General features: G+C 66.6%; 22 protein-coding genes and 2 tRNA genes. 14 read left to right on the forward strand and 10 right to left on the reverse strand.

Going from position 1 to position 19009, the window contains the following annotated elements; translation table 11 throughout:
• Positions 1-39 precede the first annotated feature (39 nt).
• From RN629_RS05820 to RN629_RS05830, 3 genes are all read left to right on the forward strand, one after another.
• Complete coding sequence (locus RN629_RS05820) at positions 40-1071, forward strand: DUF475 domain-containing protein (protein ID WP_407034413.1); 1032 nt, start codon at positions 40-42, stop codon at positions 1069-1071.
• A gap of 160 nt (positions 1072-1231) precedes the next feature.
• Positions 1232-2023 (forward strand): Crp/Fnr family transcriptional regulator, encoded by a 792-nt coding sequence (locus RN629_RS05825; protein WP_407034336.1) that lies wholly within the window; start codon positions 1232-1234, stop codon positions 2021-2023.
• A gap of 141 nt (positions 2024-2164) precedes the next feature.
• Positions 2165-4297, forward strand: coding sequence for a M3 family metallopeptidase (locus tag RN629_RS05830; protein WP_407034337.1), 2133 nt, complete (start codon positions 2165-2167; stop codon positions 4295-4297).
• A 130-nt stretch (positions 4298-4427) separates the two neighbouring features.
• Here the strand turns inward: RN629_RS05830 and RN629_RS05835 are convergent, their stop codons facing one another.
• The 5 genes from RN629_RS05835 to RN629_RS05855 form a co-directional block, all read right to left on the reverse strand.
• Entirely contained in the window at positions 4428-5756 is a 1329-nt protein-coding gene (locus RN629_RS05835; protein ID WP_407034414.1) for a sensor histidine kinase, read from the reverse strand.
• A 30-nt stretch (positions 5757-5786) separates the two neighbouring features.
• Positions 5787-6506 (reverse strand): response regulator, encoded by a 720-nt coding sequence (locus tag RN629_RS05840; RefSeq protein WP_407034338.1) that lies wholly within the window; start codon positions 6504-6506, stop codon positions 5787-5789.
• A gap of 79 nt (positions 6507-6585) precedes the next feature.
• Positions 6586-7080: an EF-hand domain-containing protein gene (locus RN629_RS05845; RefSeq protein ID WP_407034339.1), complete on the reverse strand. Its 495-nt coding sequence runs from the start codon at positions 7078-7080 to the stop codon at positions 6586-6588.
• 131 nt (positions 7081-7211) lie between these two features.
• Positions 7212-8456: a TetR/AcrR family transcriptional regulator gene (locus RN629_RS05850; RefSeq protein WP_407034415.1), complete on the reverse strand. Its 1245-nt coding sequence runs from the start codon at positions 8454-8456 to the stop codon at positions 7212-7214.
• A 154-nt stretch (positions 8457-8610) separates the two neighbouring features.
• Entirely contained in the window at positions 8611-9495 is an 885-nt protein-coding gene (locus tag RN629_RS05855; protein ID WP_407034340.1) for an acyl-CoA thioesterase, read from the reverse strand.
• 136 nt (positions 9496-9631) lie between these two features.
• Here RN629_RS05855 and RN629_RS05860 point away from each other — a divergent pair, with 136 nt between their 5' ends.
• The 4 genes from RN629_RS05860 (at position 9632) to RN629_RS05875 (ending at position 11467) form a co-directional block, all read left to right on the forward strand.
• A complete protein-coding gene (locus tag RN629_RS05860; RefSeq protein ID WP_407034341.1) occupies positions 9632-9808 on the forward strand; it encodes a hypothetical protein in 177 nt (58 codons plus the stop codon).
• A 147-nt stretch (positions 9809-9955) separates the two neighbouring features.
• Entirely contained in the window at positions 9956-11176 is a 1221-nt protein-coding gene (locus tag RN629_RS05865) for an AI-2E family transporter (RefSeq protein WP_407034342.1), read from the forward strand.
• A gap of 57 nt (positions 11177-11233) precedes the next feature.
• A tRNA-Asp gene (locus RN629_RS05870) sits at positions 11234-11310 on the forward strand.
• 80 nt (positions 11311-11390) lie between these two features.
• A tRNA-Asp gene (locus RN629_RS05875) sits at positions 11391-11467 on the forward strand.
• 145 nt (positions 11468-11612) lie between these two features.
• Here the strand turns inward: RN629_RS05875 and RN629_RS05880 are convergent.
• The 4 genes from RN629_RS05880 to RN629_RS05895 form a co-directional block, all read right to left on the reverse strand.
• The gene (locus tag RN629_RS05880) at positions 11613-11816 is read right to left on the reverse strand and encodes a DUF2842 domain-containing protein (protein WP_407034343.1); all 204 of its coding nucleotides are present in this window, start codon (positions 11814-11816) and stop codon (positions 11613-11615) included.
• Entirely contained in the window at positions 11813-12346 is a 534-nt protein-coding gene (locus tag RN629_RS05885; protein WP_407034344.1) for a 5-formyltetrahydrofolate cyclo-ligase, read from the reverse strand. Before RN629_RS05885 ends, RN629_RS05880 begins: the two co-directional genes overlap by 4 nt.
• A gap of 243 nt (positions 12347-12589) precedes the next feature.
• Positions 12590-12907, reverse strand: a complete 318-nt coding sequence (locus tag RN629_RS05890) for a cell division protein ZapA (RefSeq protein WP_407034345.1) — start codon at positions 12905-12907, stop codon at positions 12590-12592.
• The gene (locus RN629_RS05895) at positions 12907-13104 is read right to left on the reverse strand and encodes a hypothetical protein (protein ID WP_407034346.1); all 198 of its coding nucleotides are present in this window, start codon (positions 13102-13104) and stop codon (positions 12907-12909) included. Before RN629_RS05895 ends, RN629_RS05890 begins: the two co-directional genes overlap by 1 nt.
• 210 nt (positions 13105-13314) lie before the next feature.
• On the opposite strand from RN629_RS05895, the gene gap reads away from it, so the two are divergent.
• The 3 genes from gap to RN629_RS05910 are packed head-to-tail and all read left to right on the forward strand — an operon-like array spanning position 13315 to position 15997.
• The gene (gene gap, locus RN629_RS05900) at positions 13315-14325 is read left to right on the forward strand and encodes a type I glyceraldehyde-3-phosphate dehydrogenase (protein WP_407034347.1); all 1011 of its coding nucleotides are present in this window, start codon (positions 13315-13317) and stop codon (positions 14323-14325) included.
• Positions 14325-14801, forward strand: coding sequence for an MOSC domain-containing protein (locus RN629_RS05905; protein WP_407034348.1), 477 nt, complete (start codon positions 14325-14327; stop codon positions 14799-14801). Before gap ends, RN629_RS05905 begins: the two co-directional genes overlap by 1 nt.
• Positions 14798-15997 carry a phosphoglycerate kinase gene (locus RN629_RS05910; protein ID WP_407034349.1) on the forward strand — a complete coding sequence of 400 codons (1200 nt, stop codon included), beginning with the start codon at positions 14798-14800 and terminating at the stop codon, positions 15995-15997. The genes RN629_RS05905 and RN629_RS05910 overlap by 4 nt, the downstream gene beginning before the upstream one ends.
• Positions 15998-16049: 52 nt before the next feature.
• On the opposite strand, the gene RN629_RS05915 is transcribed toward RN629_RS05910, so the two are convergent.
• Positions 16050-16535, reverse strand: a complete 486-nt coding sequence (locus RN629_RS05915) for a TlpA family protein disulfide reductase (protein WP_407034416.1) — start codon at positions 16533-16535, stop codon at positions 16050-16052.
• Between the two features lie 163 nt (positions 16536-16698).
• Between RN629_RS05915 and RN629_RS05920 the strand changes: the two genes are divergently transcribed.
• From RN629_RS05920 to thiE, 4 genes are all read left to right on the forward strand, one after another.
• Positions 16699-16929 (forward strand): ribbon-helix-helix protein, CopG family, encoded by a 231-nt coding sequence (locus tag RN629_RS05920; protein ID WP_407034350.1) that lies wholly within the window; start codon positions 16699-16701, stop codon positions 16927-16929.
• Positions 16926-17252 carry a type II toxin-antitoxin system PemK/MazF family toxin gene (locus RN629_RS05925; RefSeq protein ID WP_407034351.1) on the forward strand — a complete coding sequence of 109 codons (327 nt, stop codon included), beginning with the start codon at positions 16926-16928 and terminating at the stop codon, positions 17250-17252. The genes RN629_RS05920 and RN629_RS05925 overlap by 4 nt, the downstream gene beginning before the upstream one ends.
• Positions 17253-17291: 39 nt before the next feature.
• The gene (locus RN629_RS05930) at positions 17292-18200 is read left to right on the forward strand and encodes a class I fructose-bisphosphate aldolase (protein WP_407034352.1); all 909 of its coding nucleotides are present in this window, start codon (positions 17292-17294) and stop codon (positions 18198-18200) included.
• A 112-nt stretch (positions 18201-18312) separates the two neighbouring features.
• Complete coding sequence (gene thiE, locus RN629_RS05935) at positions 18313-18996, forward strand: thiamine phosphate synthase (protein ID WP_407034353.1); 684 nt, start codon at positions 18313-18315, stop codon at positions 18994-18996.
• Positions 18997-19009 lie beyond the last annotated feature (13 nt).

Raw genomic sequence — 19009 nt, forward strand, 5'->3', positions numbered from 1 at the left:
CGTCCGGTACGCTTGAACGTCCACAGGGGGACATGGGTGCTGTTGAAATATTATAAGGGATCGTTCCTCTTCACGGCGATCTGTCTGGCGCTGGCCGGGTGGCTGGGCTTTGAAAGCACGGGCACATTGGCCGGAACGCTGGGCATATTGTGGATCGTGCTGGTGCTGGGCGTGCTGGAGGTGTCGCTGTCCTTCGACAACGCCGTCGTCAATGCCACGGTGCTGCGTGACATGGACGACGTCTGGCGGCGGCGTTTCCTGACCTGGGGTATCCTGATTGCGGTCTTCGGGATGCGGATCGTCTTCCCGCTGGCCGTCGTCGCGATCGCCGCCCATATGGGGCCGATCGAGGCGATCAAACTGGCCGCGGGTGATCCTGTCCGGTACGAACAGATCATCACCTCGGCCCATGTCGGCATTTCGGGCTTTGGCGGCGCGTTTCTGGCGATGGTCGGGCTGAACTTCTTCCTCGACGAGGACAAGGACGAGCATTGGCTCGGCTGGATCGAGCGGCCGCTGGCGGCGTTGCGCGCGATCTCGGGGCTGGCGACGGGGATCGTGCTGTTGGCGCTCTACGTGATCGGTCGCTTCATTCCGGCCGCGGATGCGATGACCTTTCTGAGCGCGGGGATTTTCGGCCTGCTCACCTATATCGCGGTCCATGCGATCGGTGTCCTGCTGGAGGGGGATGGCGATGCGGCGACGGGAGCGGTGGCCCGGTCGGGCTTTGCGGCCTTCCTCTATCTGGAGGTGCTGGATGCCAGTTTCTCGTTCGATGGCGTGATCGGGGCGTTCGCGCTGTCGAACAATCTGTTCATCATCGCGCTGGGGCTGGGCATCGGTGCGATGTTCGTGCGGTCGATGACGATCATGCTGGTCGAGCGGGGGACGCTGACCCAGTATCGCTATCTGGAGCACGGCGCCTTCTACGCTATCGTTGCACTGGCGGCGATCATGCTGCTGTCGGTCCGGTTCCATATCCCGGAGACGATCACCGGCCTGATCGGCGCGACGGTGATCGGACTGTCCTTCTGGGCGTCGATCCGCAGCAACCGCACCCGTCCTGCGTAGGTCGGTGCAAGCGGAGATACGGTGCGGTCGGCCGACAGGATGACGGTCGACTGATCCCGGTCCGGGACCGATCTTCCCCGGGGGGTGGAACCAGCCCCCGGAACCCTTTGACCTCGCCATGGATTTCCTGTCGCATAAAAATTGCGCGAGGGACCATGCCATGTCGGTGTCCGCCGTCGATACATTGCGAGAGGAGAGGGACAGGGACGCATATGCCCCTCATATCCGCCTGTTCCTGAAGGGGCGCGGGCGCGAGGCGATGACGCCCGAGGACATCGCGACGCTTGAGGACAGCATCGATGTCGTGCGGGATATTCCGGCGCGGACGATCGTCAACCGGCGCGAGGAGCGGGTGCGCAGCAGCAGCCTGTTGCTGGAGGGCGTGATGTGCCGGTACATGGATGACCGGCAGGGCAATCGCCAGATCGTCGCCTTTCACGTTCCGGGAGACTTTGTCGATCTACACGGCTTTGCCATGCGGCATCTGGACCATGACGTGGCGACCTTGACCCCGGTGCGGGTCGCGCTGGTGCGGCATGGCCGGTTGGAGACGATCGTGGCGCATCGGCCGCACCTGACCCGGATGCTGTGGTTCTCGACCCTGCTCGACGCGGCGATGCACCGCGAATGGATCTTCCGGCTGGGGCGGCTCGACGCCGATGGCCGGGTGGCGCATCTGTTCTGCGAATTGCACGCCCGTCTGGGGATGGTCGACCGGGTCGAACAGGGCGTGTTCCGCTTTCCGGTCACCCAGATCGACCTGGCCGAGGCGGTCGGGATCACACCGGTGCATCTCAACCGTGTGCTGCGCGGCCTGCGCGAACGCGGGCTGATGACCTTTCGGAGCGGCGAGGTGCGGATCCTCGATCATCCGGCGCTGGTGGGACTGGCCGACTTCGACCCGGCCTATCTCTATGGCGGCGGTCCCAGCGTGGCGGGGCGCGACGCATGACGGGAAGCACGTCGCGCACGGGGCGTCGTCCCGCGCGGGTTCGGCGATAATGGCATCGGCGAGCCGGCCAAAGGGACAGGGGCCTTTACCCGTCTCGCGGGCCGCCTATGATGACGCGAAGTTCATATATTGGAGTTTTCCTTGCGTCATCTGTCCCTTGCCGCCGCTTTGGCGGCGCTGATGAGCAGCACCGCCATTGCCGCCCCGCCGCAAACGGCGCAGGCCCCGGCGACCAATCCGCTGCTCGCCCCCTGGACTGGCCCTTACGGCGGGGTGCCGCCATGGGACAAGGTGAAGCCGGACCTCTTCCCCGCCGCGTTCGAGGCGGCGCTGGCCGAGCGGAAGCAGGACTATGACCGGATCGCCAATGATCCGGCGAAGCCGACTTTCGCCAACACCTTCGTGCCGATGCAGAATGCCGGGCAGACGCTGAACCGCGTGGTGACGCTGTTCGGGGTGATGACGGGCAATATGAACACACCCGCCTATCAGGCGCTGGAGCGCGAATGGTCGCCCCGGCTGTCCAAGGCGTCGGACGACATCACGTTCAACCCGAAGCTGTTCGCGCGGATCGAGGCGATCTACAGGGCGCGGGATAGCAATGGGCTCGATCCGCAGCAAAAGCGCCTGGTTACGCGCACCTATGACAGTTTCGTGCGACAGGGTGCGAAGCTGACCCCGGCGCAGAAGCAGGAATTGTCGGCCTTCAACCAGAATCTCGCGATCAATTTCAGCGAGTTTTCGCAGCGGCTGCTGGCGGATGAAGGCACGGCGATCACCGTCACCGACGAAGCGCGGCTGGCCGGCCTGCCCGACAGCGTGAAAGCCGTCGCGAGGGCGGCCGCCGCCGAGCGCGGCCAGCAGGGCTGGGCGATCGTCAACACGCGATCGGCGGTCGACCCGGTGCTGACCTTCGCCACGGACCGTGCCCTGCGCGAACAGGTGTGGCGCGCCTTCGTCAAGCGCGGCGACAATGGCGACGTCAACGACACCAAAGCGACGATCGCCCGCATCGTCCGCCTGCGGGCCAATCGCGCGCATCTGCTGGGCTTCAGGATCCATGCCGACTGGCGGATGCAGGACACGATGGCCAAGACCCCGGCCGCCGCGATGGACCTGATGATGCGGGTCTGGCCCGCCGCCAAGGCGCGCGTGGCGGAGGAAGTCCACGCCATGCAGGCGATCGCCGATGCCGAAGCGGCGAAGGGCCAGGGACCGAAGATCACCATCGAGCCCTGGGACTATCGTTTCTATCAGGAGAAGGTCCGCAAGAGCCGCTACGACCTCGATCAGGCCGAGTTGAAGCCTTATTTCGAACTGAACAACATCATCCAGGGTTCGCTCTATGCCGCGAACCGGCTTTATGGGCTAGAGTTCAGGGAGATCACCGGCACGGTCCCGGTGTTCGAGCCGAACATGCGCGTCTGGCATGTCACGCGGAACGGCAAGGAAGTGGGTCTGTTCTACCGCGACGATTTCGCGCGGACCGGCAAGCGTTCGGGGGCCTGGGCGAACACCTATCGCGGCCAGCGCAATCTGCCGCCGGCGCAGAATGTCCTGTCGTCCAACAACAATAATTTCGCCAAGGGCGCGCCGGGCGAGCCGGTGCTCATCAGCCTGGACGATGCCGAGACGCTGTTCCACGAATTCGGCCACGCCATCCATGCGATGCTCCAGAACGTCACCTATCCTGGGCTGGCGGGGACGCCGCGCGACTTCGTGGAATATCCCAGTCAGGTGAACGAACATTGGCTGCTGACCCGCGATGTGCTGGACAAATACGCCCGGCACTACAAGACCGGCCAGCCGATGCCGCAGGCGCTGCTCGACAAGATCAAGGCGTCGGAGACCTTCAACCAGGGCTTTGCGACGACCGAATATCTGTCGTCGGCGATTCTGGACATGAAGCTGCACACCATCCCTGACGGGATCGTCGATCCGGCAGCGTTCGAGGCGGCGACGCTGAAGGAGATCGGGATGCCGAAGGAACTGGTGATGCGGCACCGCTTGCCGCAGTTCAACCACCTCTTCTCCTCGGACAGCTATTCGGCGGGTTATTACAGCTATCTCTGGTCGGAGACGATGGACGCTGACACCTTCGCCGCGTTCGAGGAAACGGGCAGCCCGTGGGACAAGGCGACGGCGGATCGCTTCGCGCGCATCCTGTTGTCGACGGGAAACGAGACGGACCGGGCCGAGGCGTATCGCGCGTTCCGGGGCCGTGATCCGGATGTGAACGCGCTGCTCAGGCAGCGCGGCTTTCCGACGAAGTGAGTATCCCTGTCCTCCCCATCGACGGATGGGGAGGATGGTCGGGATATGGTGCCGTGCGCGGCATCACTAACCTCATCGTTCAAAGCGGCTACCGGCATCTTTGCGGGCAACTCGTGACGTTTGATCCCGGTCAGCGCGGCAGGATGATGGTCGCGGCCAATCCGCCTTCGGGCCGGTTGGCTAGCCCGATATCGCCGCCCGCCTCACGCACGATCGACCGGGCAAGCGCGAGGCCCAACCCGATCCCGCCCGTGTCGCGATTGCGCGAGCTTTCCAGCCGGGTGAAGGGGTCGAACACCGTGTCGATCTGGTCGGGCGGGATGCCCGGTCCCCGGTCGGCGACGATGATCGCGACATGATCGGGCTGTTCGTCGATCCGGACATCGGCGCTTTGACCATATTTGACCGCATTCTCGATCAAGTTGCGCACCGCGCGCCGCATCAGCGACGGGCGCAGCTTGATGCGCAGCCGGTCGCCCTCCGCAAAGGTTACGTCCTGGCCCAGATCGTGGAAATCGGCGACCACCGCGTCGACCAGCGCGTTCAGGTCGACATCGGTCTCCGCCTCGCTGGGTCGCCCGACCCGGGCCAGCGACAATATGTCCTCCAGCGTCTTGTTCATCTCGGCGATGGTGTCGGCCATGCGCAGCCGGTTCTGCTCCTCCTCGACCGACTCGATCCGCACGCGCAACGCGGCGAGCGGGGTGCGCAGGTCATGGCCGATCGCGCCGAGCATCCGGTCCTTTTCGTCCAGCATCGCACCGATGCGCAGGCGCAGCGCGTTGAACGCGGCGATCAGCGCGGACACGTCGAGCGGCCCCTGCTCGGGAATGGGCTGCCCCGTCACGCGCGGGTCGAACCGTTCGGCGGCGCGGGTCAGGTCGCGCAAGGGGCGGGAGATGCGCCGCCCGATCCACAGCACCGGCAGCAGGATCACGCCGTAGAGGATGACGGTCTGTACGATCAGCCGCCAGACCAGGAACAGCCCGTCGCGCGGCCAGATGGCGCGCGTGACCAGCCAGTCGCCGCTCTTGCGCTCCGCCGCGATCAGCAATTCGTCGGTCGGGTGCCGGTGCGGACCATAGCGGCGGCGCGGCCAGTCGAAATCGTCGGGGTTGAACGGACGGATGCCGGTGACGACGCGGCGGACCGGATGGCCGAACTCGGCGAGTCCTTCCTCGATCAGCATTTCCACCGCCGCGACGCGCGGCAGGCCGGGCGTCACCGGATTGGTCGGCGCCAGGCGTACCCGGCCGCGATTGCGCGGCAATGGCTTGCCATTGGCCGAGCGCTCGATCGCGTCGTTCAGCCGTGCGATGGCGGGCCCCGAAATCTGTTCGAGGAGCAGGCTGCGCCGCTCCCGCAGCAACAGGGTGAAGCTGATCGCCTGCGCCACGAACAGGGCGATGGCGAGGAGCAGCGCCATCTGCGCCGACAGCCGCCGGGGCCACAGGACCATCGTCACGCGTTCATCGCCATGAATGGTCGCTCACAGGCGCGTGACTTCGGCGGCGAGCGTGTAGCCGCCGCCCCAGACGGTCTTGATGATCTCGGGCGATTTGGGATCCGCCTCGATCTTGCGGCGCAGGCGACTGACCTGGTTGTCGATCGCCCGGTCGAAGGCGGCGGCCTCGCGCCCCTGGGTCAGGTCGAGCAGCTGGTCGCGGGTCAGCACCTGGCGCGGGCGGCTGACCAATGCGAGCAGCAGATTATATTCGCCGGTCGACAGCATCACCGACACGCCCTCGCGATCGATCAGCGACCGCTCGCCCGATTTCAGCACCCAGCCCGCAAAGGCGTAGGAGCCGCTGTCAGGGGCATGGACGCGCGCGCCCGTCGCCTGCGTCCGGCGCAGCACGACCTTGGCCCGGGTCGCCAGTTCGCGCGGCGAAAAGGGCTTCACGACATAATCGTCCGCGCCCATTTCCAGCCCGACGATGCGATCGGTTTCCTCCGCCCTGGCGGTCAGCAGGATGATCGGCACCTCGCTGGTCGCCGCGATATGGCGACACAGGCTGAGGCCGTCCTCGCCCGGCATCATGATGTCCAGGATGACCAGGTCGATGGCATAGGCGGCGAGCCGCGTCCGCGCGGACGCGGCATCACCCGCCTGGGTCACGCGAAACCCTTGTTTGGTGAGATAGACGGCCAGCGGCTCGCGGATCGAACGTTCGTCATCGACGAGCAGCAGATGCGGCGTTTCGGACATGGGACAGGGGTCTAGCATGACGGATCGGGCTCGCAAGCGGAGCGATCGGGGCAAGACATGTTCGCTCCGCTCGCGCGGGTCATTCGCCCTTCGGGGTGGGCTGGGCGTCCGGGGCAGGGCCGCTCATGCGACGATGATGGGCATGGGGGCCGAACCGCGGCGCGGCGGCGCGTTCCGCCGCGTCGATCTTGCCGTCGTGATTGCTGTCCAGCCGGTCGAACATCGCCGCGGCGCGCGCGCGGAAGGCATCGGCGGTCACGGGCTGTGGCGCGCGCCGGTCGGGCCGGTCGCCGCCCGGATGGCGACGCTGCCATTCGGCACGCCGCTGGGCGTGATAGGCGCGCATTTCCTCGGGCGTGACGGTGCCGTCATGATTGGCATCCATCGCGGCAAAGCGCTGGTCGGCGGCGGCCAGCGCCGCCGTGCGGGTGATGTTGCCGTCGGCATCGGGCCGAATGCCCATCAGGCCGCGATCCATCCCGCCCGTGGCGGGCGGAACGGCGGCGGTCTGCGCCTGCGCGCCCGTGGCGGCGATCGCGGCGAGGAGGGAAAGGCCGATCAGGGACTTTCGCATGAGAGGGTGGATCCTTGTCGAGCGGAAGGGACCATTCCCGTCCGATCATGCGGCCTTATCCCTCTTCGGTGTCGCCCGATCATGTCGCGCGGCCCGCGCAATTGTCGCAAATTATGCGACTGGCGGGGGGCTCAAGCCACCAGCCGCTCGTCGAACATGCCGTACAGGATGGTCGAGGCATAGAGCGCGATCGCGCGCGGGCGCTCCATGGTGCTGGCCCATTTGCGCATGTCGAAGGCGGCGTTCTGGATCGCCATCAGCGCCTGCGCCGCGATCAGCGCGTCGACGGGACGCATCGACCCTTCCGCCACGCCGTCCATGATGACCCCGGCATAGCGCCGGGCGATGCCGTTGGAGCGTTCGACCATCGCCCGGCGCTCCTCGCGCGGCAGGCTGGACAGCGCGGTGGTGCGCAGCAACGGCCCGCGCTCGGCGAACTGGATGTCGAGCAGCGTCGCGATCGCGCTCGACAGCCGGTGCCAATGGCTGCCCCCCATCGCATCGGCGAGCTGCTGGGCGCGGGTGATCGTGTCGAAGCTGCGGCGATAGCAGGCGGCGACCAGATCGTCCTTGGCGTCGAGATGGTGGTAGAAGCTGCCCTTGGTCACGTTCAGTTCGGATGCGATCCGCTGCACGCTCGCGCCGCGATAGCCGAGCTGGTTGATGAGCCGCGTCGCCGCCAGCAGGAAGGCCTCGCGCCCCGGCTCGGCCTGGGTGCCACGCGTCAGTTCCTCCAGCGGCAACAGGCTGGGGGACCAGCGCGCCTGCGGCCCCGCTACGCCATGGGTCAGCACATCGACCAGCCGCGCCTCGACCCGGTCATATTGGTCGGGGGCATAGCGGACGAGCCAGATGGGCAGCCAGAACGTATTCTCCAGCAGCACATGCGCGCGTGCGCCATACAGGTCGGTATGCGCGCGGCTGGCGGGTGGGCCCCACAGGCTGCGCGTGGTGCGGAACACCTTCTGCCATCCCGCCATCAACCGGCCGCGGATCGGCTCCTCGGTGGCACGCAGATCCGACAGCACGGCGAAGGGCGCTTCCTCGCCGCGCTCGATCCGGGCCAGCCGCGCCATGTTGATCGCCACATACCGTGCGACCCGGGCCTGTGGCGTGGGTTCGCGCGCGGCCTCCTCCAGCATTTCGAGCAGCTTTTCCAGCGTATGCTCGAACGCGGCGGCGGCCAGGTCCTCCTTGCGACGGAAATAATAGGTGACGCTGGTGGTGTTCAGCCCGACGCGACGCGCGACATCGGCAAAGGTCATGCCCTTGGCCGATTGCTCGTTGATCGCCTGGGCGGCGGCGGCCAGGATCGCATCACGCTTTTGCCGATAGCGTTCGGTACTCGATCCGTCCTGTGCGGGCATCGCCGCCATCGCCTTCTTGTCCTTCGGTCCGGTGCTTGCATTCTGCATGACGGCACGATCTTAGAAGGAAAAGTTTTGTAATCCAGAAGGAATGTCTCTGGAGAACGGTCTTGGTGGCGGGCATTCCCGAAGCCGGGGTATGGCCGGATCGGCGCCACCTGCCTCAATCGCGCAGTCGGATCAACCCTTCCTGCGTGACGCTGGCGACCAGCCGCCCGTCGGCGGCGAAGATCCGCCCCCGGTTGAATCCGCGTGCATGACCCGCCCAGGGGCTGTCGGTCGTGTAGAGCAGCCATTCATCGGCGCGGAACGGCTCGTGCAGCCACAGCGCGTGGTCCAGGCTGGCCGTCTGCATGTTGCCGGTGAGCCAGCTCACCTCATGGGGCAGGGTGGACGTGCCCAGCAGCACATGGTCGCTGGCATAGGCCAGGATCGCGCGGTGCAGGGTGGGATCGTCGCCGATCGGCGCGACCAGGCGGAACCAGGTGGCCTGGCTGGGTTCGCGCCGCTCGGGCGTCAGCCAGACGCGGGGATCGACCGGACGCAACTCGATCGGCCGTGGGCGCCCCAGAAAGCCGCGCACGGCCTCGGGGATCTGATCGCCCGACGCGGCGAGCAACGCCGCTTCGGACATCAGCGTGTCGGGGGCGGGGACATCGGGCATCGCGTCCTGATGATGCAGCCCGTCCTCCGCCATCTGGAACGAACAGGCCATGTTCAGGATCGGCTTGCCCTTCTGCATCGCGATCACACGCCGCGTGGCGAAGCTGCGCCCTTCGAAATCGCGTTCGACGCGGTAGATGATCGGATAGCGCTCATCGCCGGGCCGCATGAAATAGGCATGGAGCGAGTGCGCGATCCGCTCGGCCTCGGTCGATTTCTGCGCGGCCTGCAGCGCCTGTGCAATCACCTGGCCGCCAAAGACCCGGCCTTCGCCGCCCGGCCGTCGCGCGCCGCGATAGAGGTCCGTGTCGATCTCCTCGACGTCCAGCAGGGCGACGAGGCCTTGGGCCAGCGTCCGGGCGGGAGAGGGCGGGGGTGTGTCCATCGGCTTTTGATGGAATTCCTTGACGTAAACGTCAATGGTGTGCGCCTGTCCACGCGGCAAATGGATCGGATAATTGGCTTTCACGCGTTGGGAGGCATGGCTAAATCGAGGCCGACAGGATGTGAGGAGCGAAGCGATGGACGTGGTGAACGAAGACGGCGCGTCGGAACGCGCGGAACTGCATTTCCTTGCGGCCCTGACCGATGAACTGATGCGTCACCTGATGGACGCGGGCGTGCTGACGCGCGGGCAACTCCAGTCGATCGAGAATGCGGTGGCCGAGCGCACCGGTAGCATTCCCCGCGCCTGGTAGGGCGTTCCGCACACCCGCCTGTTCGCGGCATGATCGCCGGGAAACGGACCGGGTTGGCGCGGGTCGATGCATTGGATGAAAGAATCGTCATCTTTTCGGGACGTCATGGCGGCTGTTCGACGTGCGGAAAGCCGCTAACGTAGCGGCATGACCGATGTGCATGATGACGGAGCCGTCAGTGCTCCCCTGGCAGGCGATTCGATTTTGGGAACCCCGGTGGGCGTCGGGCCGGGCGATGCGGTGCGCATCGCAATGCGTCGCGACCGGCTGCTCGCCGGGCTGACGCTGACGGTGGGCGCGGGGTTCATCCTGGCCTTGCCTTTCGCGTTGCGCCAGGGGGCCGAATTCTTCCTGCCGCTGACCGCCGCGCTCGTCATCGCCATCGCGCTGGTGCCGATTCTCGAATGGCTGGAGCGACGTGGCGTGCCCTCGGCGCTCGCGGCATTGACGTGCGTCCTGTTGTTCCTGATCGTCGCCAATATCGCGTTGGCGGCGATCATCGTCCCCGCCACCGACTTCTTCCGGTTGTTGCCCAGCCGGATCGGGCGCATCCAGGCCAATCTGGCGCCGCTGCTCGATCTCTATTCCAGCCTCGAGCATTATGTGAACAAGGCGCTGCGGCAGGTCGCGTCGACCCCGATCCGCCAGTTGCAGACTGCGGCCATCTCGCCGCCCAGCTCGATCCTGGAACTGGCCGCGACCTCAGCCCCCGCCCTGATCGTCCAGTTCGTGTTCGGCGTCCTCGTCGTCTTCTTCGTCCTGTCGGGCTGGACGCGGATGCGGCAGGAAACGATCCGCGGGCGGACCAGCTTCGACGGGGCGATGGCGACCGCGCGGGTGATCCAGGAGGTGGTCGACGACGTCTCCGCCTATCTGGGCACCATCACCATCATCAACCTGACGCTGGGCGGCGCGGTGGCGGGGGCGCTGTCGCTGTTCGGCATGCCCTATCCGTTGATGTGGGGCGGCATCGTCGCGCTGCTCAATTACATTCCCTATTTCGGCCCGGTGATCGGCGCGCTGCTGCTGGCGATCGGCGGGCTGATGACGTTCAGCGACATCTGGGTCGCGCTGGCACCCCCCGCGATCATGTACGGCATGCATCTGATCGAGGCCAATCTCATCACCCCGCTGGTCGTCGGCCACCGCCTGACCATCAGCCCGGTGCTGATCCTGATCTCGCTCAGCTTCTGGGGATGGGTGTGGGGCACGACCGGCGCGCTGCTGGCCGTTCCGCTGCTCATCATCCTCCAGACCGTGCTGAAGGCGGCGGGCAAGCCGGACATTGCGGGCTTCCTGTTCGAGCATGGAACGCTCACCCATCTGGACCGTCCGATCGATCCGGCGGACGTCCGGGAAGAAAGTTGAAAAGAAGCGTTGACAGGTTCGGGAGGCTCGCCTAGTTGGCGCGCCTCGACGCTTTCAGCGGGTGTAGCTCAGTTGGTTAGAGCGCCGGCCTGTCACGCCGGAGGTCGCGGGTTCGAGCCCCGTCACTCGCGCCATCCTCTTTGGAGAATGGCTGAAAATATCGAAATCCCGAATGGGCCGATGCCGATTTGTCCGGTGTCACATGGCTTTCCACGCGGGTGTAGCTCAGTTGGTTAGAGCGCCGGCCTGTCACGCCGGAGGTCGCGGGTTCGAGCCCCGTCACTCGCGCCATCCTTCGGGATGGCGTTTTCGATTCTGCCTTATGCGCTTGCCATGATGATGGCAGACCCCGCCGCTGACGCACGCCGCCCGGTCTGACACGTCTCAGTCCCTTCCCTTGGGGCGAGGCAGAATGCCATGGGGGCGACACACCAGCCTAACGCCTTCCCCCTTCCATCCAGCGCAGCAGCGGCTTCATCGGCGCGATCCATATGATCCCCGCCACGCCATAGAAAAGCAGTTGCAGCGCGCCGTGCCATTGTCCGACCCTGTTCGACAGGGTGGCGACCAGCGCGGCCCACAGGATGATGATCGCGACGATCAGCAGCGTCCCGGCTGGCTTGCGCCAACTGGGGGTCATGGGATGATCCATTCCGTTTCGGTTGCGATCGCGTGCAGCGGCACGTCCCAAGGGTCGGGGGTGAGCGCCTCAACCTCCTGAATGCCCCACGCGATGCCGACGCGCCAGGCGTCGGGATGCGCCGCAAAGGCGCGGTCATAATGGCCCGCGCCCTGGCCCAGCCGGTTGCCGCGCCGGTCGAAGCCGACCAGCGGCGTCAGGATGATGTCGGGCGTGCGCTCAGGAGCATCCGGCGCAGGCTGGTGCAGCCCAAAGGCGCCGACGCTCAGATCCTGCCCATCCTCCCATGCCAGGAAACGCAGCGGGCTGGCCCGATCGACGACATGGGGCAGCGCCAGCGCCGCACCCGCATGCAGCGCCGCCTCGACCCACAGCATGGGATCGGCCTCCGCGCCCAGCGGGCGATAGGCGGCCACGGTCAGGCCGGGCAGCAGCCGGTCGAGAAAGGGGCGCGCCACTGGCAGCAGACCGGGGCCATGGGCATCGCGGACGGCCCGCAATCGGGCGCGCAGGCCGCGTTTGTCGATCATGGCGCAACTCCATGGAAAAGGGGCCCATGGAAGGGGAAAGGGCGGGTGGCGGGACCGCCGTGGCCGTGTGCCGTAATATCCACTGACGCCCAATACGTCAGGTGGGGACCATGTGCGTCGGGCCAGGGCCCGGGCAGGGACAGCCCCCTTGGATGAAGAATAGCCTCAGGGATTATTGTAGCTCGTACCGGGCAGAACCCGCCGCTGCGCAATGTAGGCGCAGCGTTCGCGTTACTCAAGACGTCAGAGGGCCCCATCGGCCGCGCCATCGGGGTCCAGCGCATCGGCCAGCCCTTCCAGCCGCTCGGCGATGCGTGCCAGCGCGGCCTCGCTGACCGCCGCGCCCGCCGGTGGCCGTCGCTCGGCCTCTTCCAGCGCGTCGGCGAGCATCAGCGCGACGAACAGCAGCGCCCGCTCGCCATTATGCCCGCCCGAGGCGCGCAGCGCGGCGGCCCAGCGTTGGTCGAGCATCTGGCCCAGCATCCGCACGCGCGCCTCGCCGCCGTCCTGGCAATAGACGGTGTGCGGGCGATCGCCGACCAGGATCGTGACCTCGGCCATCAGGCGGCGCTCCCCCGGGTGATGACCTCGTCGAGCGCGGTGACCGCTTCGGCCATGCGCACCTTGAGCGCCGCGTGGCGGCGGGCAAGCGCCTCTTCCTTGGCCGCGCGCGCTCGGATCGCCTGTTCGATGCGGGCGATGGCGCGGTCGATCCGCTCGACAGAGGAGAGGACGTCGTCGGCAATAAGGTCTGGCATGAAAGCGGCTTAGCAGGATGGCTCCCCGCGGCAACCCGCAATTGGACGATGGGATACGGTAGGGCGGTTGACAGCGAACCCATCGGCTCCGAAAGGCTTGCGCGAAAGATGGATTCACGCGAGGCCCCCGGGCAGCGCGCGACATTCGTCCGATAGGGGAGCCGGTGCCGGATGGGCAGCGGCCGACAGAAACTACAGGAGATTGCTGGCATGACGGTCAAGGTTGCAATCAATGGCTTCGGCCGCATCGGTCGCCTGGTCGCCCGCGCCATTCTGGAACGCGGCGGCGATGCACTGGAACTGGTCGCGATCAACGATCTCGCCGATGCCAAGTCGAACGCCTGGCTGTTCAGCCGCGACAGCGTGCATGGCCGCTATCCGGGCGAGGTGACCGCCGAGGGCAACGACATCGTGATCGACGGCAAGCATATCCGCGTCACGGCCGAGCGCGATCCGGCCAACCTGCCGCACAAGGAACTGGGCGTCGACCTGGTGCTGGAATGCACCGGCTTCTTTACCGACAAGGCGTCGTGCGAAAAGCATATCGCGGCCGGTGCCAAGAAGGTGCTGATCTCGGCCCCGGGCAAGAATGTCGACCTGACCGTCGTCTATGGCGTCAACCATGACAAGCTGACCGCCGAGCACACCATCGTGTCCAACGCGTCCTGCACCACCAACTGCCTGGCACCGGTGGCCAAGGTGCTGAACGACGCGATCGGGATCGAGCGCGGCCTGATGACCACGGTCCACGCCTATACCAACGACCAGAAGATCCTCGACCAGATCCACCCCGACCTGCGCCGCGCCCGCGCCGCCGCCATGTCGATGATCCCGACCACCACCGGCGCCGCCCGCGCGGTGGGTGAGGTTCTGCCCGAGCTGAAGGGCAAGCTGGACGGCTCGGCCATCCGGGTGCCGGTGCCCGACGTCAGCCTGATCGACCTGACCTTCACCCCGAAGCGCGACGTCACGAAGGACGAGGTCAATGCGATCCTGAAGGCGGCGGCCGAGGAAGGCCCGCTCAAGGGCGTGCTGGTCTATTCGGACGAGCCGCTGGTGTCGGTCGACCTGATGCACTCGCCGCAATCGTCGACCGTCGACAGCCTGGAGACGGCGGTGATGGACGGCAAGCTGGTGCGCGTCGTGTCGTGGTACGACAATGAATGGGGCTTCTCGAACCGCATGGTCGATACCGCGACGGCGATGGCGAAGTTTCTCTAATGACCCATGGGCGGGCGGTGACCGGGCGTCTGGCCGGCATCGCCCGCCATGCCGTGCCGAAGGGGCCGATGGAGGTGCTGGACGCCGCCATCGTCACCCTGGACGGTGGCGTGGACGGCGATACGCGCGGCCGGTTGAAGCCGGGCGGCCGCGGCAGGCGACAGGTGACGCTGATCGAGCGTCGCGACTGGGACGCGGCGCTGGCGGAGATCGGGCACGCAATCCCCTGGCAGGAACGGCGCGCGAACCTGCTGGTCGAGGATTTCGACCTTCCCCAAATGCCGGGCACCCGGCTGCGCATCGGCCCCGTCCTTCTGGAAATCACCGTGGAATGCGATCCGTGCCACCGCATGGACGCGATCGCCGACGGATTGCAGGCGGCCCTGAAACCCGATTGGCGCGGCGGCGCGTGCAGCCGGGTGATCGAGGGCGGCACGATCCGCGTCGGCGATATCATCAGGATCGAGGAATCATGACCAAAGCCTTCAAGACGCTCGACGATATGGGCGATGTCCAGGGCAAGCGCGTGCTGGTGCGCGAGGATCTGAACGTGCCGATGGCCGATGGCCGCGTCACTGACGACACGCGGCTGCGCGCGACGATCGCCACCGTGACCGAACTGGCCGACAAGGGCGCGATCGTCCTGATCCTCGCCCATTTCGGCCGCCCCAAGGGGCAGCCTGACCCGGATCTGTCGTTGGCGATGCTGACCCGGCCTTATAGCGATGTGCTCGGCCGTCCGGTCCGGTTCATCGACGATGTGGCGGGCGAGGCGGCGGAAGCGGCGGTCGCGGCGCTGAACCCCGGCGATATCGCGATCCTCGAAAACACCCGCTTTCATGCGGGCGAGGAAAAGAACGATCCCGCATTGGCGACGGCGATCGCCCGGCTCGGCGACTTTTACGTGAACGACGCCTTTTCGGCGGCGCACCGCGCGCATGTTTCGACCGAAGGGCTGGCGCATCGGCTTCCGGCCTTTGCCGGGCGGGCGATGGAAGCCGAACTCGATGCGCTGGAAAAGGCGCTTGGCAACCCCCAGCATCCGGTCGCGGCGGTGGTCGGCGGGGCCAAGGTCTCGACCAAGCTTGCCGTGCTCAAGCATCTGGTCGGCAAGGTCGATCACCTCATCATCGGCGGTGGCATGGCCAACACCTTCCTCGCCGCGCGCGGGGTCGATGTCGGCAAGTCGCTGTGCGAGCATGACCTGACCGGCACCGCCGAGGAGATCCTCGACGCGGCCGACAAGGCGGGGTGCACCGTGCATCTCCCCTATGACGTGGTGGTCGCCCGGGAGTTCAAGCCGAACCCGGAGACGCGGACGGTCAACGTCCATGAAGTCGCCCCCGATGAGATGATCCTCGACCTTGGCCCCAGCGCGGTCGAGGCGCTGGGCGATGTGCTCAAGAATTGCCGCACCCTGGTCTGGAACGGTCCGCTCGGCGCGTTCGAGACCCCGCCCTTCGACAAGGCGACGGTCGCGCTCGCCAAGACGGCGGCGGCGCTGACCCAGGACGGAAGCCTTGTTTCGGTCGCGGGGGGCGGCGACACGGTGGCCGCGCTCAACCAGGCGGGCGTGGCGGCGCAGTTCAGCTTCGTCTCGACCGCGGGCGGCGCCTTCCTGGAATGGATGGAAGGTCAGGACCTGCCGGGCGTCGCCGCGCTGAGCGCATGACCCCGCAACCATCCAGCCCCGGCCGTTGCCGGGGCGGATGGGGAGGATGGAATTACGACCCCGTCGCCGCTGGCAGCGGGGTTTCGTTTAACAGCGGCACCAGCAGGCTGTTGAGATCCTCCAGGTCGAACGCCGCTGCCTTGGCATAGCGAACCCGCCCGGCGCGATCGATGATGTAATTGGTCGGCACCGCGCCCAGCGTCACATAAGGCCCCTTGATCCGTCGCGCCGACGGGATCGCCATCGCCGCGAACAGCGGCTTCAGCCGATAGACGGGGAGCGAATCCTCGGTCGCGACGGCAAAGACCTTCAGCCCGTGCCGCGCCTGCAATCGGTAATAATGGTCGAGCAGCGGCAATTCGGCGCGGCAGGGCGCGCACCAAGTCGCCCAGAAATTCAGAACGACTACCTGACCACGCAGCTCGGACAGCCGCACATGGCCGCCGTCCATCAGCGTCAGGTCGAAGTCCGGCGCCATCTCGCCGACCTTCGGCATGGACCTGGCCATCGATCCGCAAGGTGTTGCTGCGATTGCCATCGCCGCGCAGGCCAGCGCCAGTCTCACCGCTCTCATTCGATGTCTCCCCCCATCTTCCCACGGTCATGCGCGATGCGGCGAAGGGCCGTCAAGGCGCGCCGAGGCGACTTGAAACGCGGTGGCGACCTTGCTACGTTGAACACGTTAAACGAAGGGATCGGCAATGCTTGGCGTTCGCCTCGATACCGAATTGGAAACGCGGCTGGCCGCCGTCGCGCGGACGCAGGGGCGCAGCAAGAGCGACATCGCGCGCGAGGCGGTGCGGCGCTATGTCGACCTGCATGACGAAGCCTATCGCCGGGAGGCGCGCCGCCAGTCGACCCGCGCGTCGAAGCGCGACTCGGAGGAGGACTTCGCCTTCTGGAACGCGCTGGCCGGCGGACAGGGCGCATGACGATTTCCCATGCCGCCATCGTGCTGGCGACGACGGGGGAGGGGGGCGATCATCGCCCGTTCCTGGTCGTCCAGTCCGATCTGTATAACGAGACGCACAGCACGATCACCGTCTGCCCGATCACCTCGGTGGTGGGCGGCGAGGCGCTGTTCCGTGTCGCCTTTTCGCCGCGCGAGCATACCGGCCTGACCGTCGAGTGCGAGGTACAGGTGGACAAGATCCTGTCCATCCCGCGCAACACCATCGTCAAGATACTGGGCCATGCTTCGCCCACCCGGATGGAGCAGGTCGATCAGGCGCTGCGCCGCTGGCTGATGCTCTGACCCGTTTCGATTCCACGACCCAATCTGGAGAGACCCCCCATGACTCCGACCGTGAAAGCCATTCTGGACAAATATGAAGGCACGCCGGCGGCCGTGAAGGCCAATCTGGCGCGCGTCCTGATGCAGGGGCGGCTCGGCGGCACCGGCAAGCTCATCATCCTGCCGGTCGACCAGGGTTTCGAACATGGCCCGGCGCGCAGCTTCGCGGTCAATCCGCCGGCCTATGATCCGCATTACCATTTCCAGCTGGCGATCGATGCGGGCCTGTCGGCCTATGCCGCGCCGCTGGGGATGCTGGAGGCCGGAGCCGACACCTTTGCGGGCCAGATCCCGACGATCCTGAAGATCAACAGCTCGAACAGCTGGGGCACCTCGATCACCCAGGCGGTGACCGGCAGCGTGCAGGACGCGGTGCGGCTGGGCTGTGCGGCGATCGGCTTCACCATCTATCCGGGCTCGGACGGCATTTTCGACGCGATGGACCAGATCGCGATCCTGTCGGCCGAAGCGCGCGAGGCGGGCCTCGCCACCGTGATCTGGAGCTATCCGCGCGGCGGCAAGCTGACCAAGGACGGCGAACTGGCGCTCGACGTCGGCGCCTATGCCGCGCACATGGCGGCCCTGCTGGGCGCGCACATCATCAAGGTGAAGCTGCCGAGCGCGCATATCGAGCAGGCCGAAGCCAAGAAAGTCTATGAGGGCACCGACTGGTCCAGCCAGGCCGATCGCGTGCGCCATGTCGTCCAGTCGAGTTTCGCCGGGCGCCGGATCGTCGTCTTCTCGGGCGGCGCGGCCAAGGGCGCGGATGCCGTCTATCAGGATGCGCGCGACATTCGTGACGGTGGCGGCAACGGCTCGATCATCGGGCGCAACACCTTCCAGCGGCCGCGCGACGAAGCGCTGGCCATGCTCGACAAGCTCATCGCGATCTACAAGAACGAACAATAAGTTCTTGTGGGTATGGGCGTCCCGGTTGGGGAACCGGGGCGCCCATTTTACCACCGATTTGCGGGCGCGCGGCACAGGTGACGCGCGCGTCGTCTGGCGCTAGGGAAGCGGGATGACGCTTGAAGACGATCCCCTCGGCCCGCTCGATCCCAATTTCGCCACTGCCTTCGTGCGCGACATGCGGCGGCCGCCCTGCCAGCTCTATCTGATCTCGCCGCTCGACGTGAGCGGTGGCTTTGCCGAGCGTCTGGCGCGCGCGCTGGATGCCGGGCCGGTGGCGGCCTTCCAGTTCCGCGTAAAGGACATGGACCAGCACGCCGCCGCCAAGCTGGCCGAGCCGCTCCAGCGCATCTGCGCCGACCGGGAGGTCGCGTTCATCGTCAATGACAGCATCAGCCTGGCCAAGCGGCTGGGCGCGGACGGCGTGCATCTGGGTCAGGAGGACGGCGATGCGCGCGAGGCGCGCGACGTTCTTGGCCCGTCGGTCCAGATCGGCATGACCTGCCACGATAGCCGCCACCTGGCGATGGAAGCGGGCGAGGCGGGCGCCGACTATGTCGCGTTCGGGGCCTTTTATCCCACGACGACCAAGGAGACCACGCATCGGCCCGAGCCGGTGATCCTGTCCTGGTGGTCGACGCTGTTCGAACTGCCATGTGTCGCGATCGGCGGGATCACGCCGGCGAACGCCGCTCCGCTGGTGAAGGCGGGAGCCGATTTCCTGGCGGTGTCCGGGGCGGTATGGAATGGCGACGAAGTGGCGGCGGTGAAGGCTTTCGCCGAGGTCCTGAAGTAAACCGTTTCCACCA

The sequence above is a fragment of the Facivitalis istanbulensis genome (assembly GCF_040560405.1).
In the GTDB taxonomy this organism is placed as follows: Bacteria; Pseudomonadota; Alphaproteobacteria; order Sphingomonadales; family Sphingomonadaceae; genus Sphingomonas; species Sphingomonas istanbulensis.